Consider the following 14,977-nt stretch of genomic DNA (forward strand, 5'->3'; position numbering starts at 1 on the left):
GATGGCGATACGACGAAGGGGGAGACGTGAGCCAGCTGATTGATACCACCGAGATGTACCTCAAGACGGTCTATGAACTGAAAGAGGAAAACATTCCGGCTTTGCGTGCGCGCATCGTGGAAAGGCTTGGGCAGTCGGGGCCGACTGTGTCCGAGACCGTGAGCCGCCTCGAGCGTGACGGGCTTGTGAAGGTGGGTCGCAGCCGCGAAATTGAATTCACCAAAGAAGGTTGCCACCACGCCAACCAGGTGATGCGCCGCCATCGCCTCGTCGAGCGGCTACTGTTCGACGTCATCAAGCTCGATTGGCCGCGCCTGCATGATGAGGCCTGCCGTTGGGAGCACGTGGTGTCCGACGACGTCGCCGACCGCATCGAAGATCTCCTCAATAACCCGCACACCGATCCCTATGGAAACGTGATCCCCGCGGCTAACTCGGACGGCGTGCTCGACCTCGCCAAGGCCGGCGTCGTGTCCGTCATGGACGTGCCCGCCGGTGACGGGACGGTGTACGTGATCGACCGGATCGTGGAGTCCGCCCAGCTCGACGTCGACAACCTGGCGATGCTCGCCTACGAAGGGTTCCTGCCGGGAACAAACGTGACCGTCGATGTTGTCGATTCCGATAGCGCAATCATCTCCCGCGACGCCGATTCTGTGCGGCTTTCTGCCGATGTGGCCGGAGGAATTTTCCTGCGCAAGATTCAGTGACGTATCACATCGTTATCAAATCGTGACAAAAAGTTATTGGCCCGTTATGCTGATATCTGGGTTTGCAGGGATCGTGTAGATCTAGGCGAACGAAGATACTGAAGTTGGCAAGCAATACGGAGTTAATTTTTATGGCGGGACGTCACGAAATGGTTGCACCTCGTGCAACTTTCTCGAAGTCAACCATGACGACAGCAGCTACCGCGTCCGCAGCAGGAATGCTCATGGGACTCGGAGCGCCGATTGCGCTAGCAGCGGGTAACGACAACGCCGAACCGCTCAAGGCAGCCGCAGTCGCGATTGCGACCCCGGCGGCGACGGCGAACACGGTCGCCACCGTCGAGCTGAACACCGTTTCGGCCGGCGAATGGGAAATGGAGACCGTCGTCCTCGAAGCCGGGCCCGCAGCCCCGGCAACCACCACGGCCAACGGCCAGATCGCTGGCGAACGCACTGGAACCGCCCGCACCGCTCAGACGGCAGAGAAAGTGGCCTTTAACCCGGCCGCCTCGGGCTCCATCGTCGGCACGGCCATGTCCTACACCGGCGCCCCCTACCGTTGGGGCGGCACCACCCCCGCGGGCTGGGACTGCATCGGCTTCGTCCGCTACGTCTACGCTCAGCACGGCGTGGCAATCGGCGGCTCGACCACCTCTGTTCTTTCCGTCGGCAAGCGCGTCCCCTACTCGCAGGCGCGCCCGGGCGACATCCTTTACTGGCCCGGCCACGTCGCCATCTCCCTTGGCAATGGCATGAACGTCGGCGCATGGAACCCCTCGCTGGGTACGACCACCGGCCCCGATTCGGCCATTGGCACCCCGGTCGTCATCCGCGTCTTCTAAGCGTCACTCGCTCTGGGGCGCGCCTAGCCGGAGCGCGAGCACGGCAGATTTTCGAAAAGGATCCTTCGGGGTCCTTTTCTTTTCCTCTCCTTCTTTTACCCGCTTCTTTTTACCGAGTTTTTACTCGATCTCCAGATTTCCTTTCGCTCGGGCCTCCTCTTTGGGACAATGAAACTAACAACTGAGGAGGATGCAATGGCGCATGAAAACATTGTTGTCGTAGGTATTGATGGCTCCGAGGCGGGAAACTCCGCCCTCGAATGGGCGCTCGCGCAGGCACGCGCGCGCCAAGCACGTCTCCACATCGTGTGCGGCTACGAGCTGCCATCCCAATACATGGTTCCAGAGTTTCAAATCAGTCAGGGCAACGTCAATCACCTGTACGAATCGGCGCAGAAGATCGTTGCCGAAGCGGTGGCCTCGGTCGAGGGTCAGGGTGTCGAGGTCACCTCGGCCCTCGAGTTCGGCGATCCGACCGAAGTGCTGGTGGAAATCTCTAAGCGGGTGGCCCTCGTCGTCGTCGGCGGGCGAACCCAGCACACGGGGCGTTTGGCTGACAGGCTCCTGCGCACGGTCTCGTCCGCAGTCCCGGCCAACGCTTACTGCCCGACCGTCGTCGTGCCCACGGACTCACCGCGCTCGAACGTGCCGATCGAACACGTCGTATGTGGAGTAGACGGATCGCACCACGCGAAGATGGCCCTCCAACGTGCAGTGTGGGAGGCGGATCGCTGGGGTGCGAAGTTGACGGTCGTGGCGGCGGTCAACTCCTCGGCTGTGGGGTGGGTGCCTTCGTACGCATTCCAGGACGAATACCTGGCTGAGATGGAGGCCGACGTCGCCAAGCAGCTCGCCGAGGTGGACGAGGGCCGCAAAATCACCGTCGACATCAAGGCGCTCGAAGGTAGCCCGGCGCACATTCTGGCACAAATGTCGGACGACGCCGACCTCATGGTCCTCGGCACCCGCGGTCGCGGCGGGTTTGCGGGCCTCCTGCTGGGCTCGACATCCCAGACGCTCCTCGGCTACTCCGCCTGCCCGACGATGGTGGTGCCCAAGCGCGTGCGCATCGGGGACGACCGCGGGCCCGGGCCCGCCCAATTCGTCGACGACGACGAGCCCGGCCTCAAAGGGTAAATCCGGCGGCCGGCGCGCCGGGGCGCAGCCGGCGGGCCGGGGCGCCTGCCTGGCGCGCGGCTACCGCGACGTCCCGGCTCTGCTGCCCGCCGTCGCCCTATACCCGCCCGCGCTGTACTAACCTGTTGATGCCCGCCTGAAATGCCCGCACATTAATGGGGTGTGGGCCACTTTACTGCAGCGTGGAGCCGGCCTGCTGAACTGACGGATCCGGGCGCCGAATTACCAGGGGCAGCCGAACATGGCTGCGGAGCCGGGCAATCACACTGGGAGATTCAGTCAGTGAACTGACGGCGGCCCGCATGTGGCGGGCCTCCTCTGCGTGCGCCTGTGGCCTGAAAGCATCATCGGCTCTGTGTGAGTCGGACTTCTTGGCACGACTGACGACTGCCGTGATCGCGACCCGGAGGTGTCGGTGGTGGAATGGTCGATAATTCACAATGGGTCGGCGTTTTCACCCTCGGCGACTTTCCGGTAGTCTGGCAGGGCATGCCCTCGTAGCTCAGTGGATAGAGCACGGCTCTCCTAAAGCCGGTGTCGTAGGTTCGATTCCTATCGAGGGCACTTTTCATGCCCGGCTCCGCAAATGTAGGCCTCAGGTTCTGCGGATGCGAGCTCCACCTGTGGGGTATGCGAGCCCCGTCGGAGTCGAATGAGGATCTGGCGCGGCGAATGCGATGTCAGAGAACATTTTAGGATCGTCTCGGTAGCACCAAACCTCCCCTGTAGCTCGAAAGTGCCAGGGGAGCCCGCCGCAACCGCATGTTTCCGTCGAGATGCCGAATTTTGATGCTCCCGCGGTGGTTTCGAGCTCCCCAGCCAGGGACGCCCTCGCAGATTTCGGCGCGCGTCTATCGGTGTGATGGGCGTTATCGGTACGGTAAAGGTGTGAGCCCATTTTTTAAACGCAAGAAGTCTCAGCCGCCGGTGAATCACCCTGGCGCGTCGAACGCCGACCGGAGGTCCGCCGCGACCGCCGAGTCACAACTCGGCGCGGCCTCGCCAGACGATTTGGCAAGGCCCAGTGGGGCAGCGGATGCCAGCATTCCGGCACCTGCTCCCACGCGCACGCGCGAAGAACTCCTCGACGAGGCTTACTCTTCGTGGCACTCGGACCTGGCCCAACGCGCACAGAAGGCTGACGAAACCACCTCGGACGAGGCGAATGGAATTGTGGATCTGACCCATCCACATCCGACGGGTTTTGCGGCGTTTTCGTCGGGCTCGTCGGTCCGGATCACGTCGCTGGTTCGTGAGCGTTTCGCGCAGGTGCGGGCCATGAACAACGTGCGCCGGCTTCGTGCCACGACTCAGCGGATTGCCGAGATGTATGGGCATGCGCCGGTGTCGATGAGCGTCGGGAAACTGACGTGGACTGAATTGCCGCAAATCTCCTCCGACACCCCAACCAACGTGGAATTTAGCGAGCTCACCGCCGTATTCCCGATGGTTGACGACGCCGCCATGGCGGCTTTCGAAGAGATCGCGCCTGGCACGGAGCTCGCTGACGGGGTTGCTGGCGGCGACATGGCCGGTAGCAGCACGACGGGCGGCGGCGGAGCCGCGTCCGACGACGCGAGAGCATCCGACCTCGACGAGGCACAAACCGTCGACGCCGCAGGCGCTTTGCACGCCGCAGACGCCCCGAACACCAACGGTGCCACCGGGTCCGCGGGCGTCAGTGCCGGAGCGCACGCGGAGCACGCGGAAACGCCAGCGGGGCGCGGCGAGGAACCGCGAGAGGCGGTTGAGGTTTCCGAGCCGGCGATCTTCCGCGCGGTCTCGCTTGAGTTCGTTGACGGTGGCGACGCCGTCGTCCGGCAGCTCAACCACACCGAAATCAACCCGGCCCTCATGCGTGCCTTGAGGGAGAACGGGGCCACTGCCGAGCACGTGGCTCACCTGCGAAATTCTGCGGCGACGGCCGAGGATCTCGACGCGCTCTTAGATCTTGTGATTACCTACGGCAAGATGTACCTGCCCGGTTTTGCCTACGAGAACGAGGTTCTTTTGGGGTGCTTCGCGCGGCCGGAGCGCACGATGCTCGCCGACCTGGAGGCGATGGAGCCGTATATTCGCACCTCGGGAATTATGATGGCGCTCGCGGGCGACCAGGAGACCCGCAGGCTATCGGCTGCACCCCTGCCTCCGGGCGGGGACGAGGATCGCGCGCCTGAGGTCGAGCGGGGTGCCGGCGATCTTGACGTTGCTGAGCTCAACGCCGTCGAGGCCGTGGCCTCCGGGCGCTCGATCGTGGTGGACTGTCCGCCCGGATCGCAGCGCGTTCAAACAATGGCGTCGATATGTGCAGATGCGGCGGCGTCGAATCGGTCGATCGTCGTCGTGCCTGCGCGGCTCTCGTCTGGACGCCAGCTGATTGAAGAGCTGGAAAGGCTAGGCCTGGGGGATCTCGTTCTTGACTTCTCCGCCGTGGAGAAGGTCGCCCAGCGGATTCGGACGGGATTGCGCCTCGCCAGCCCGCACCTTCCAACGGACGAGACGATTGAGCTGCGCTCGAAGCTCGTCTCGGTCCGCCGCCAGCTCGAAACGTTCGTCCGCGACCTCCATCACGAGGACGAAACCTGGTCTACCTCGGTCCATGACCTGCTCGAAAAGCTGGCGGCGCTCATGGCTAAGCCTGACGCACCCCAGACGCGGGTGCGCCTGGGGAAGACCGCGGTTCGTGTCATGAAGCACGAGGGCGTGGATTCGATCCTCGCCGATCTGGATCGCGCGGCCGAATTGGATGCGTTCGATCCGGCGATTGCGCGGTCGGCGTGGGCAGCGTCGACGATTTCGAACGCCACCGACGGGCAGAAGGCTCTCGACGAGGTTCGACGGCTCAACGACATCACGGTTCCCGCGGCGATCAGTCAGTCCTCGCGCGCGGCGGGGGAGACTTCGATGAAGCAGCCGAAGTCGTTGGCTGAGTGGTTCGAGCAGATCGATGTCCTTGATGGCATCGCCGATTCCCTGGATACATTCCTGCCGCAGGTTTTCGAGACGTCGCCGATGAATCTTGCCGTCGCCACAGCCTCGAAGGAGTGGCGTGACGAGCATGGACACTCGATGAAGATGTCGGATCGGCGTCGATACAAGAAGCAGGCGCTCGACCTTGTTCGGCCCGGTGAATCGACCGCGAATCTGCACGAGGAGCTGCTGAAGGTTCAGGAGCGCCGTGAGGTGTGGCGCCGGTACAGCCCGGAGGGTGGCTGGCCGACGCTTCCCGATGGGCTCGCCCAGATCCGCGCCACGCGCGCCGAAGTCCAGCGCGACCTCGAATCGCTTTCGGGCTTCCTGGGCGGAGAAGCATTCTTCGACATGGAATTCGAAGACCTTCAGGAGCGATTGGCTGCACTGGTGAAGGACGCCGGGCACATGTCCACTCTTCCCGAGCGCAACGCCACCCTTGCTTCGTTGCGGGAGCGCGGGTTTGGCACCTTCCTCGAGGATATGGTTGTGCGCGGTGTGGCGACCGACAGGATTGGAGGCGAACTCGACCTGGCCTACACGAGCGCAGTGTTCGAGGAGATGATCTTGAAGTCGCCGACGGTGGCGAGCCTGGGGCCGCGGGATATCGCCGACCTGCTCGAGCAGTTCCGCGAGCTCGACCGCGCCCATACCCGGACCCTGTCCGGGCCTGTTCTGCGGGCGGTTGTCAACAATGCACGCGCGGCGATGCAGGCGCGGCGTCAGGACACGTTGCGCCTCGACGAGGCGTTGGCCGAGCACGGCACGGCTGGTCTGCGCGATGCGATCGCCACCTATTCTCGCCTGGTTCAAAGCGCGCGTCCCGTCTGGGTTGTTCCGCCAAACGTGTTGGCGGAGTTTATTCCCCCGATGCCGTGGGCTGACCTTGCGATCGTGGAGGCCAGCGACGCCGTAGCGCCACTGATTTCGCCGATGATGCGTGGCCGCCAGGCGGTTGTGGTCAGTGACTTGCGTCGCCCGGGTTCGGAGGCGATGCGAATCTTCGAAGATGTGTTGCCCGTCGCGGAGTTGCCGACGTTCCAGGCGGAGCATGACGCCCTGTCGACGTATGCGCTGAAGGAGATCGGCTACGACCTCGACGCGATTCCGTCCGTTCATGCAGGCCGGGCATCGCGCCTGATATACGTTGACGGCCGTGGCGTCCCTGGTTCTTCCGGGGATGGGGCCGTCGAATCGACCCAGGTGGAGGTCGACGCCGTGGTGGACGCGGTGATTGAACACGCAATCTCCCGCCCGGGCGAGACGCTCGCCGTTGTTACTCTCTCGGTGGCGCATGCTAGCCGCGTCCGGGAGGCGATCATTGCTGCCGATTCGAATGACGTGAAGAGGCTGAAGAAGTTCGTCATCACCGATATCACGCGCGCTTCGGGCCTCAAGCGTGACCACGTGATTCTTTCGGTCGGCTACGGCAAAACCGTTCACGGTCGCGTGTTGCACACGTTTGGTGCGCTCGCGACGCCGTCCGGTCTAGCGGGCTTGATCGATGCGATCGCGGCCGCCGGATCGGACTTGACGGTGATTTCCGCGCTTGGCCCCGGCGACATCGACACGCGCCGAGTTTCGACTCCAGGCCCCAAGTTGCTTGCACGCCTCATCGAGGATGCCGACGGCTCCGAGGCCACCAAGGTGACCTATGAGGAGGAGGTGGCTCCGCTACTGGCGGATGTCGCGGCGCGCCTGCGCGCACATGGGTGGGACACGCGGGCCAGCTATGGTTACGAGGATGCCCCGCGCATTCCGCTTGTGGTGGGTAAGGATGGTATCTTCACGGTCGCGGTGGTCTTGGACGACGAGGCTTACGTCGCCGAGCGGTCGTTACGACGCCGTGACCGGTTCTGGATCTATGCCTTGCAGGCGAGGGGCTGGGCCGTCTTCCAGACGTTCTCGAGCTCGCTCTTCATCGACCCGGCTGGCCAGGTATCGGCCATCGAGGCACTATTGCGGGCGCGCCACCTGGAGGCGGAGCCGGAGCCGGTTCATGTCCCGATGATGACCGAGGACGGCTCAGAGGTCGCACAGGCGCCGCAGTTGGAGGAACAGGAAGCTGCGCAGCGGTTTGCCGTGGGCATTGATGATGCTCCCGTGGCACGCCGCCGTTTGGCCCGCCCGGACGTGATTCCCGGCTTGAGCTTGGCTGCTTACACCGATGACCAGTTGGATGACATGATCGCCTGGATCGCATCCGACGGTTTGGTGCGAGGAGAGGACGAGCTGGTCTACGACCTGCGTTCCGAGCTCGGCATTGAACGCCGCGGTGAACAGGTGGATATCATCCTCCGCAACGTTGCGCGCCGCTCTGGTCTGGTGGGAGTAGCAGCCAACATCGTCGACACCGAGCCGAAGCAGGGCCTTGAGCCGACGGGTGATCACGTCGCCGTTGCACATGAGCCGGCAGTCGCCGCGCCTGGCATGCCGGAGGGCGTCGAGGCAGAGCTCGCGGGTCCGAGCGCAGATGACGACGTCGATGCCGCCGATATCGCGCACGACGTTGAGACCGACGCCGACGATTCGCTTCCTACGCAGGCCATGTCTGAGGAGGCGGAGCAGAGCCTTGCTAGCGACGACGTTGTTCAGCGCGACGAGAACGCCAACGAGCACGCCAACGACAACATCGGCCAAGACAACGAAGCCGCCGGCCAGGACGACGAGCACGCCAACGAGCAAGCTAACGAGCACGCCAACGATAACATCGGTCAGGACAACGAAGCCGCCGACCCGGGGTCCGTTTCGGAGCCGCGGGGCTCCCAGGTGGACGATCCCTTCAACATGAAGGTGGACTACGAGATCGTCGAGGAGCGCCAGGACGGCTTGGACCTCGGCGATGACCCCCTGGACCTGAGTGGCGACGGCCTGGCCGTCGGTCATGACGGCCGAGACGTGGGCGAGGGCGATCCGTTCGGTGAGAATCGTGACTGAGAACGAGCCCGTGATCGACGACGCCGTCGGCGCAGCCGGCAGGCCGGTGCGCCGACGGGGCTCGCGGCGCGTCGTCATGCTGTCTGAGGTGGATGCCAAGCGCATCGCTTCGGGCGAGTACGGCTCCGCCGAGGAGGTTCTTCACGCCACGGATCAGGGCTCGCCATCGGCGAAGCCAAGCGGCTACAACAAGCCCGGCGCCTCGCAGCTGAGCCCGCACGACCGGGCGATCTTGAATGAAGTGCCACCACATTTCGGCAAGATCTAACTAACCGGGCCGGACAGGACGGCATGGACGGGGGACTTGGCGGCCACCCCGAGCACCTTTTCGATCCCAGGCTTGGGAACTGCCACGTAGAACACGCGCGTGTCCGCGGTCGAGCCGAGGAACGAACTCGTTCCCTTGGTGGTGGCGATTCCAGCTACGAGGACGTCGCGTGCAAGAAAGGTAGCGGATTGCGTCTCGGAGAATTCGCCGGGAGGGGCGTAGAGGTCGATCCTGACCCCGGGTTGGACCATGGCCAGCCCGCCCGCGTCCGCGATGGGGAGTGCCGCGATGACCGATCCGTCGTGTCTGCTGCGAAGAAACTCGGAGTTGAGCAGGTTGGAGGATTGCACCGGTGCCCCTGCCACAAGGGGCGCAACGGCGTGCTCACCGATCACCGCCTCGAGTTCGTGAGCGGCGCCGGGGATGTCTTCAGTGGAGGTCCAGATCTCAACGTCGCCTTTTCCGATGAGGCTCCCACCGGCAATATCTTTGGCAGCGACGACGATGGCGTAGCGCGGCACCTCAGGCTTGACGGGCGCGAGCGCTTGGATGACGAGGATGACGAGGATGGCCACTCCCACCCACCGCCACCGCCACAAGAGTGCGCGGAAGGAGGAGGAACGTGCGGTTGTCGGCGCCTTGCGCCTCGGGTGAGAGTGAGCCATGGCCCGATTGTGCCAAGTGGGCACATCGCACGCCGCGGGGTGTGGACGAAAACCGGGCTATGGCGTCGTTGGTTTGGATGTGGAAAACTTCTGCCAGTCAAGCCCGCTACCGGGTGGCGAACGTGGCCACCACCTCGGCGGGCTGAATGACGTAGGGGATGGAGACGTCCATGTCGTCCTGGGGGATCGCCTCCGAAATGAACTCTTCGGGATAAATCATCGCCCCGACCAGTGCATTCGCGGATACGCGTTTGAGGGCGCGGTCGTACCACCCGCCGCCCTGACCAAGACGGGCGCCCTGATGGGAAACGGCCAAAGCGGGGATAATCATCGCCTCGACCTCGTCGAGAATGTCGTTATCGAAGGCCTGGCCCTCAGGCTCCGGCGGCCGGCCGGGTGCCATCTGCACCAGCGACGTCCCGGGCTCGAAGAAACCCCAGGCGCGCGAAAGCCCAGGGCCCAGCTTCGGCAGCAGAATACGCTTTCCGGCCTCGTGAAGAGCGCCGAGTAGAGCCTGAGTCGGCGGCTCCTGATTGACTGACACGTAGCACGCGACCAGCTCGCGCGAACCCACGAAACCCATGGCCGTCTCGACCCAGTGGGATTCGACGTCGGCGATCATACGTTTATTGCGTTGCTTGCGGTGCTCACGTACGGCGGCGCGCAGAATCTGCTTGGCTTCCTCGACGTCCACCGCAGAGGTGTCGGGAATGCTCAACGGAGAGATGGACATGCTTGTATTGTTTCACGAAAGCGATTTCGCATCGGCGCTCTACGCTCTCGGGTAAACTGAGTCCCAGTCTTGAGGAGGCCCCATGAAGTCAGTTGCCGACCATCTCGCCGAATGCCTGGCAGTGGCCACGCCGTTGCCCCCATTTGCTGTGGCGTTGAGCGACGCCGTGGGGTGCGTCCTCGCCGAAGATGTGCGTTCGTTCGTTGACGTCCCGCAGGCCGACTTGGCCGCCCGTGATGGGTATGCGGTGCGGGTGGGCGACGTCGTCGGGGCGAGCCGCGACAATCCGGTCACGTTGCCGATGGTGGAAGAAGTGCGCGCCGATACGGTTGATCCCACGGCTTTGGTGGAGCGCGCGGCGGTGAGGATTTCGTCGGGCGCCGTTCTTCCGGCGGGCACGGAGGCCGTGATCGCGATCGAGGACACGGATCAGGGCCGGGCCGAGGTCCGCCTGTATGCAGAGGCGAAGCCGGGGCAGAACATACGACGCCGATCGGAGGACTTCTCAGCCGGCGAGGTGCTGCTTCGAGCAGGCGTCCGCATCGGCTCTCGCCAGATCGCGGTGCTGGCATCGGCGGGTCACTCGACGGTGATGGTTCATCCGGCTCCGCGCGTCGTCGTCATGGCAATTGGTGACGAGCTACAAGAGCCCGGCATGCCCGCCACCCGCGGAAAGATCTACGACGCGAATTCGCACGCCCTCTCGTCCGCCATTCGCGACGCCGGAGCTGAGGTCTTCCGTGTGGGAGCCGTCACGGATGATAAGCGGGAGCTGCGCGAGCTGCTCGAAGATCAGATCGTTCGTGCTGACATCATCATTACCACCGGCGGCCTGTCTTACGGCGGCGGTGACACCCTCAAGGAAGTGCTTTCCCCGCTCGGAACCGTCCGCTTCGACAACGTCGCCATGGCTCCTGGGCGCCAACTCGGTGTCGGCCGCCTCGAGGAGGACACCACGGTGTTTTGTCTGCCTGGTTCGCCGGTTGCTGCCATGACGGCATTCGAGGTCTTTATTCGCCCCGCGCTACGGCACATGGCTGGATATTCCACCATCCACCGCCGCTCCATCATGGCGCGCGCATTGGCGGGCTGGGAGTCGCCGGCCGGGACGAGGGAGTTCGTGCGCGCACGTGTGGTGGGCAACCCTCACGAGGGCTATAACGTCGAGCCGTTGGGCGAGCCGGCACGGCCGCTTTTGAGCGCGCTCGCGAAGGCGAATTGCCTGGCGATCGTTCCGGAGGACCAGCGTGTGGTGCAGGTGGGCGACTCGCTCGAATGCCTCGTCTTTGAACGCTAGGTAACGTCACAGGCTACGGATGTGACCATTGTGAAGGATGCCGGATTTCCGGGGTGGGAATACGCGTCTTCTTAGCTACCTCAGCAACACGCCCCGCCAATTCTCAGGCATCGCCACGCTTTCGTCATAGCGTGGGTGCATGGGTATCGAAGGGGCGGTTGTTGCCGTAGGAGCGTTGTTCCTCATGGTGTACGTCGTACCCCAGATCACCCGCAAGCGAGCCGTCCTCGCGGACGCACCGATCGGTGAACGCTACTCAGAAGACCTGAGGCTGATCACCGGCCGGACGCTCAACCAGGCCAGCGGCGAACACGGAAGAATCTTTACAACGGAGCGAACAATGAGCACACCCACCAGGCGCACAGGCACCCGCGGTCCCGACGCTGCCAAGATGCGCGCCATCGCCCGTGATCGTTCGCGCGCTCGTGCCCGCATCGCCCAGCGTGGTGCCTACCAGCAACGCGGCTTCGCCGGCGGTGTCGCACTCGTGGCGCTCGCGGTTATACTCTGGATCCTCGCCGGCACGACCAGCCTATCGAGCGGTTTCGCCATCGCGACGACGGCCGTCGGCGGAGTATACCTCGTCGGCTTCGGCTACCTCGTTTCGGCATGGTCTTCCCTCAACGCCGACGACGACGAACGCATCTCCAAGGCCAACAAAGCCCTGCGTGCTGGCAAGATGAAGCCCGAGGCCCCGTCCAAGACTGCCGAGACGACCGGGCGGGCCCCTCACGACGACGTCGTGAAGCACGCTCCCGACCCCGTGGATGTGGCAGCGGATACCGTGAAGGGCGCTACGAAGGTAACGGTGAAGGAAACCACGGTTGCGCGGACCGCCGCCGTGGCTGAGGCTCGTGCGCAGCGTCTGGCCCGGCCGACCCCGCGCCCGGTCGAGGCGCCGTCCTACACACTTAAGCCCACGCGCCGCACGGTCAAGCCCTATGTTGCGCCCGAGGCGCCCGAGGCGGAGGTGCCGTTCCGTCCCACCCAGCTCGGCGAGCGCCTGGGCGACGCCCAGCTCGAAGCGCCCCACGCGGCGCCCGAGATGACAGGCGCCGAGGAACTTCGCTCCGACGTCCTCGGTGGCGGGTCCACCCTCGACGCCCTGTTGGACCGCCGCCGCGCGTAATGAACGCCGTCGCCTTTGTGCATAGCCACGAGCGCACGCCGGGAGTCTGGCGCGCCGTGGCCGATCACCTGCCCCCTCACTGGGCCGTCGTCGCTCCGGATCTGTTTGCCGCTGTGTGCACGCACGACGCCGGGGCACGGGCGGGCTCCGACGCCGCAGCGTGCAGGAAGGCTATGCTCGCCCAGATCAACCGTGACCTGGCCATGATGGGGCTGACGGAGCCGGTTCTCGTGGTGGGTGAGGGGACGGGTGCTATTGCGGCGATCCAATACGCGGCCGAGCATCCGGGCCGGGTGGCGGGTTTGTTCCTTTCCGGACCGCGTTTGCATGTCAGTAGGGCAGAAGCGGTGCGCCTCAAGGTGGGCGTGCGTATCCGGCGCGGGCAGGAATGCGCGGCGGATGCTGGCGACGCCGGCAGGTATCTCGATGCGATTGTTGGCGTGGACGCTGCGGGTGTGGCACCCGACCTTTCGGTGCCGCGCATGGCCGTCGCTGCCGCAAAGGACCGCGGTGGCATGAAGGCAGCTACGGCGCTCAAGAATGGTGCGGCGCAGAGAAACACGGTGAATGCTGTCGACACGGTTGAAGGCATGGCGGCGGACGCGGGCTGGGAGTACGGCGTCGTGCCTGAGGCTTCGCAAGACTGGTACGCGTATGCCCCAAGTGCCTTCGCGGCGTGGCTGACAGACTTCGCCGGGCGTTTGTGAAGCCGGCGGAACTCGGGCGCAGAATTCGGGCGTGACCTAGTAGACGTTCGGGCTGGCGTGAAGGTAGCCCGTTTGGGGTGCTATGATCATCAGGACAGGGGCTATGGCGCAGTTGGTAGCGCGTCTCGTTCGCAATGAGAAGGTCAGGGGTTCGAATCCCCTTAGCTCCACCAACGTGATGTACCGCGTACAGGAACCATGTTGCAGGGTATCATGCTCGGTCTTCGATGGTCTCTGAATCTCTAGAGGCGTTCTGCTCTCCAGCAGGCAGAGCTAACTGTGTACAACACTCCGGAATAAAACAATGCATCAACTTGGGTGGAGCTCTTATGAGATGGCCGGCCGTTTTCGGGTGAGAGAGTTGTGTTATCGATGTCTGAGGGGTGCAAGGGCCGTTATGAAAGGTGTTGACGGCATTGGGTGTCAGGGATTAGACCTAGTTATAGCGCGATTGAAGTTCATTTCGTAGGTCATGAAAATATTGGGCTTGGTAGGCAGTGAGAAAGCGTTTTGCCAGCCAGTTGGGCATTAATCTTTGGCGAGGTTGTACGTCTTCGATGAATTTGACTAGACAACCGTCATTTTCCGTCGCATCGAAAGTGCCTTTCCACGTGCCAGTTAGGGCTGGTGAATCAATCTGAAATTCCCATATGTGAGGTTCTTCGAAGTGGGTTGTGCAGAAACGTAGCGGTTTTCCCTTTTTGGGAAACTCAATAAATCTGCGTTCATCGAGAACCTTGCAATCAGATAGATCGCTACGCCACTGCCATTTCGCTAAATCTGTGACGACTTGCCGGATTTGATGGGGCGTATAGGGAAGTTCTTCTTCCCAAACTGCAACTACCTTTCCCATATCTACTCCATCTACCCACCGTTCGCGACACCTCCATTGTTGCAGGATTGATTGCAATAAGTTAGGCATCTGCTCAACGGTGTTAGGCCAACGGTTGAGTTCTTACTTACGCTAACGCAATGGCTTTGACTTCGATCTTCAGCCCGAGTGCAGTGAGAACCTTTGTGATGGTCTGCCAGGACGGATTGCCGTTTTCGGAAAGCGACTTGTAGAGAGACTCGCGTCCAACACCGGCTTCTCGCGCGATAGCGGTCACACCACGCGCTTTGGCGACATCACCAAGTGCGACCTGCAGGAGAGTCGGGTCACCCTCTTCGAGTGCCGCGTTCAGGTAGGCAGCAATATCTTCCTTGGTTTCAAGGTATTCGCTGGCATCCCAGGTGCTGATTTTTACTCCCATGATCCCTCCCTAATAATTTCTGTTGCAAGCTGTTTAGCTTTGGTTATGTCACGCTGCTGGGTGGACCTATCACCACCAATGACTAGTAGCATAAGTTGGTTCCCTCTTGACATGTAGTAAATCCGATAGCCGGGGCCAACGTGAATTCGCATCTCAAAAACGCCATCACCAACCGGCTTGACGTCACCCACTACTTCGCCAGCTATTTTGCAACGCTGAAGTGCAATATTGATTCGGGCCTTGTCCTAGACATCTTTTAGCTCGCGAAACCAGTGAGCATACACGTCGGTTTGCCGAATCTTCACACCTCAAGTGTATCCTGACGGATA

General features: G+C 63.0%; 13 protein-coding genes and 2 tRNA genes. 10 read left to right on the forward strand and 5 right to left on the reverse strand.

Annotation, left to right across the window (positions count from 1 at the left end; genetic code table 11):
• The first annotated feature begins 26 nt into the window (after nt 1-26).
• The 6 genes from HLG82_RS00620 to HLG82_RS00645 all read left to right on the forward strand — a co-directional run bounded on the left by HLG82_RS00620 (nt 27) and on the right by HLG82_RS00645 (nt 8,864).
• Entirely contained in the window at nt 27-710 is a 684-nt protein-coding gene (locus HLG82_RS00620; protein ID WP_193326846.1) for a metal-dependent transcriptional regulator, read from the forward strand.
• Nucleotides 711-895: 185 nt separating this feature from the next.
• On the forward strand, nt 896-1,552 hold the full coding sequence (locus HLG82_RS00625) for a C40 family peptidase (RefSeq protein WP_193326847.1): 657 nt from the start codon (nt 896-898) through the stop codon (nt 1,550-1,552).
• A gap of 195 nt (nt 1,553-1,747) precedes the next feature.
• A complete protein-coding gene (locus tag HLG82_RS00630; RefSeq protein ID WP_193326848.1) occupies nt 1,748-2,689 on the forward strand; it encodes a universal stress protein in 942 nt (313 codons plus the stop codon).
• Nucleotides 2,690-3,180: 491 nt separating this feature from the next.
• Nucleotides 3,181-3,253 (forward strand) — tRNA-Arg (locus HLG82_RS00635).
• Between the two features lie 324 nt (nt 3,254-3,577).
• Entirely contained in the window at nt 3,578-8,596 is a 5,019-nt protein-coding gene (locus tag HLG82_RS00640; RefSeq protein WP_193326849.1) for a putative endonuclease domain-containing protein, read from the forward strand.
• Nucleotides 8,589-8,864: a hypothetical protein gene (locus tag HLG82_RS00645; protein ID WP_193326850.1), complete on the forward strand. Its 276-nt coding sequence runs from the start codon at nt 8,589-8,591 to the stop codon at nt 8,862-8,864. The genes HLG82_RS00640 and HLG82_RS00645 overlap by 8 nt, the downstream gene beginning before the upstream one ends.
• Here the strand turns inward: HLG82_RS00645 and HLG82_RS00650 are convergent.
• Together HLG82_RS00650 and HLG82_RS00655 are read right to left on the reverse strand one after the other, a co-directional pair.
• Nucleotides 8,861-9,529 carry an SAF domain-containing protein gene (locus HLG82_RS00650; protein WP_193326851.1) on the reverse strand — a complete coding sequence of 223 codons (669 nt, stop codon included), beginning with the start codon at nt 9,527-9,529 and terminating at the stop codon, nt 8,861-8,863. The genes HLG82_RS00645 and HLG82_RS00650 overlap by 4 nt on opposite strands.
• 106 nt (nt 9,530-9,635) lie before the next feature.
• On the reverse strand, nt 9,636-10,262 hold the full coding sequence (locus HLG82_RS00655) for a 5-formyltetrahydrofolate cyclo-ligase (RefSeq protein ID WP_193326852.1): 627 nt from the start codon (nt 10,260-10,262) through the stop codon (nt 9,636-9,638).
• A gap of 82 nt (nt 10,263-10,344) precedes the next feature.
• Here HLG82_RS00655 and HLG82_RS00660 point away from each other — a divergent pair, with 82 nt between their 5' ends.
• From HLG82_RS00660 to HLG82_RS00675, 4 genes are all read left to right on the forward strand, one after another.
• The gene (locus tag HLG82_RS00660) at nt 10,345-11,559 is read left to right on the forward strand and encodes a molybdopterin molybdotransferase MoeA (RefSeq protein WP_193326853.1); all 1,215 of its coding nucleotides are present in this window, start codon (nt 10,345-10,347) and stop codon (nt 11,557-11,559) included.
• A 139-nt stretch (nt 11,560-11,698) separates the two neighbouring features.
• The gene (locus HLG82_RS00665) at nt 11,699-12,688 is read left to right on the forward strand and encodes a DUF6667 domain-containing protein (protein WP_193326854.1); all 990 of its coding nucleotides are present in this window, start codon (nt 11,699-11,701) and stop codon (nt 12,686-12,688) included.
• On the forward strand, nt 12,688-13,395 hold the full coding sequence (locus HLG82_RS00670; protein ID WP_193326855.1) for an alpha/beta fold hydrolase: 708 nt from the start codon (nt 12,688-12,690) through the stop codon (nt 13,393-13,395). The genes HLG82_RS00665 and HLG82_RS00670 overlap by 1 nt, the downstream gene beginning before the upstream one ends.
• 97 nt (nt 13,396-13,492) lie before the next feature.
• Nucleotides 13,493-13,568: transfer RNA gene (locus HLG82_RS00675), tRNA-Ala, on the forward strand.
• Between the two features lie 263 nt (nt 13,569-13,831).
• Here HLG82_RS00675 and HLG82_RS00680 read toward each other — a convergent pair.
• From HLG82_RS00680 to HLG82_RS00690, 3 genes are all read right to left on the reverse strand, one after another.
• The gene (locus tag HLG82_RS00680) at nt 13,832-14,248 is read right to left on the reverse strand and encodes an SRPBCC family protein (RefSeq protein WP_193326856.1); all 417 of its coding nucleotides are present in this window, start codon (nt 14,246-14,248) and stop codon (nt 13,832-13,834) included.
• 106 nt (nt 14,249-14,354) lie between these two features.
• A complete protein-coding gene (locus tag HLG82_RS00685) occupies nt 14,355-14,648 on the reverse strand; it encodes an addiction module antidote protein (RefSeq protein ID WP_193326857.1) in 294 nt (97 codons plus the stop codon).
• Nucleotides 14,639-14,881 carry a type II toxin-antitoxin system RelE/ParE family toxin gene (locus HLG82_RS00690; RefSeq protein WP_255313949.1) on the reverse strand — a complete coding sequence of 81 codons (243 nt, stop codon included), beginning with the start codon at nt 14,879-14,881 and terminating at the stop codon, nt 14,639-14,641. Before HLG82_RS00690 ends, HLG82_RS00685 begins: the two co-directional genes overlap by 10 nt.
• Nucleotides 14,882-14,977 lie beyond the last annotated feature (96 nt).

Source organism: Trueperella pecoris, from assembly GCF_014926385.1.
In the GTDB taxonomy this organism is placed as follows: domain Bacteria; phylum Actinomycetota; class Actinomycetes; order Actinomycetales; family Actinomycetaceae; genus Trueperella; species Trueperella pecoris.

Excerpts from the sequence above, each read along its gene's own strand:
- HLG82_RS00625 (WP_193326847.1), top strand. The coding sequence starts at position 896 with ATGACGACAGCAGCTACCGCGTCCGCAGCAGGAATGCTCATGGGACTC.
- HLG82_RS00630 (WP_193326848.1), top strand. The coding sequence starts at position 1,748 with ATGGCGCATGAAAACATTGTTGTCGTAGGTATTGATGGCTCCGAGGCG.
- HLG82_RS00650 (WP_193326851.1), bottom strand. The coding sequence starts at position 9,529 with ATGGCTCACTCTCACCCGAGGCGCAAGGCGCCGACAACCGCACGTTCC.
- HLG82_RS00655 (WP_193326852.1), bottom strand. The coding sequence starts at position 10,262 with ATGTCCATCTCTCCGTTGAGCATTCCCGACACCTCTGCGGTGGACGTC.
- HLG82_RS00660 (WP_193326853.1), top strand. The coding sequence starts at position 10,345 with ATGAAGTCAGTTGCCGACCATCTCGCCGAATGCCTGGCAGTGGCCACG.
- HLG82_RS00665 (WP_193326854.1), top strand. The coding sequence starts at position 11,699 with ATGGGTATCGAAGGGGCGGTTGTTGCCGTAGGAGCGTTGTTCCTCATG.
- HLG82_RS00670 (WP_193326855.1), top strand. The coding sequence starts at position 12,688 with ATGAACGCCGTCGCCTTTGTGCATAGCCACGAGCGCACGCCGGGAGTC.
- HLG82_RS00680 (WP_193326856.1), bottom strand. The coding sequence starts at position 14,248 with ATGGGAAAGGTAGTTGCAGTTTGGGAAGAAGAACTTCCCTATACGCCC.
- HLG82_RS00685 (WP_193326857.1), bottom strand. The coding sequence starts at position 14,648 with ATGGGAGTAAAAATCAGCACCTGGGATGCCAGCGAATACCTTGAAACC.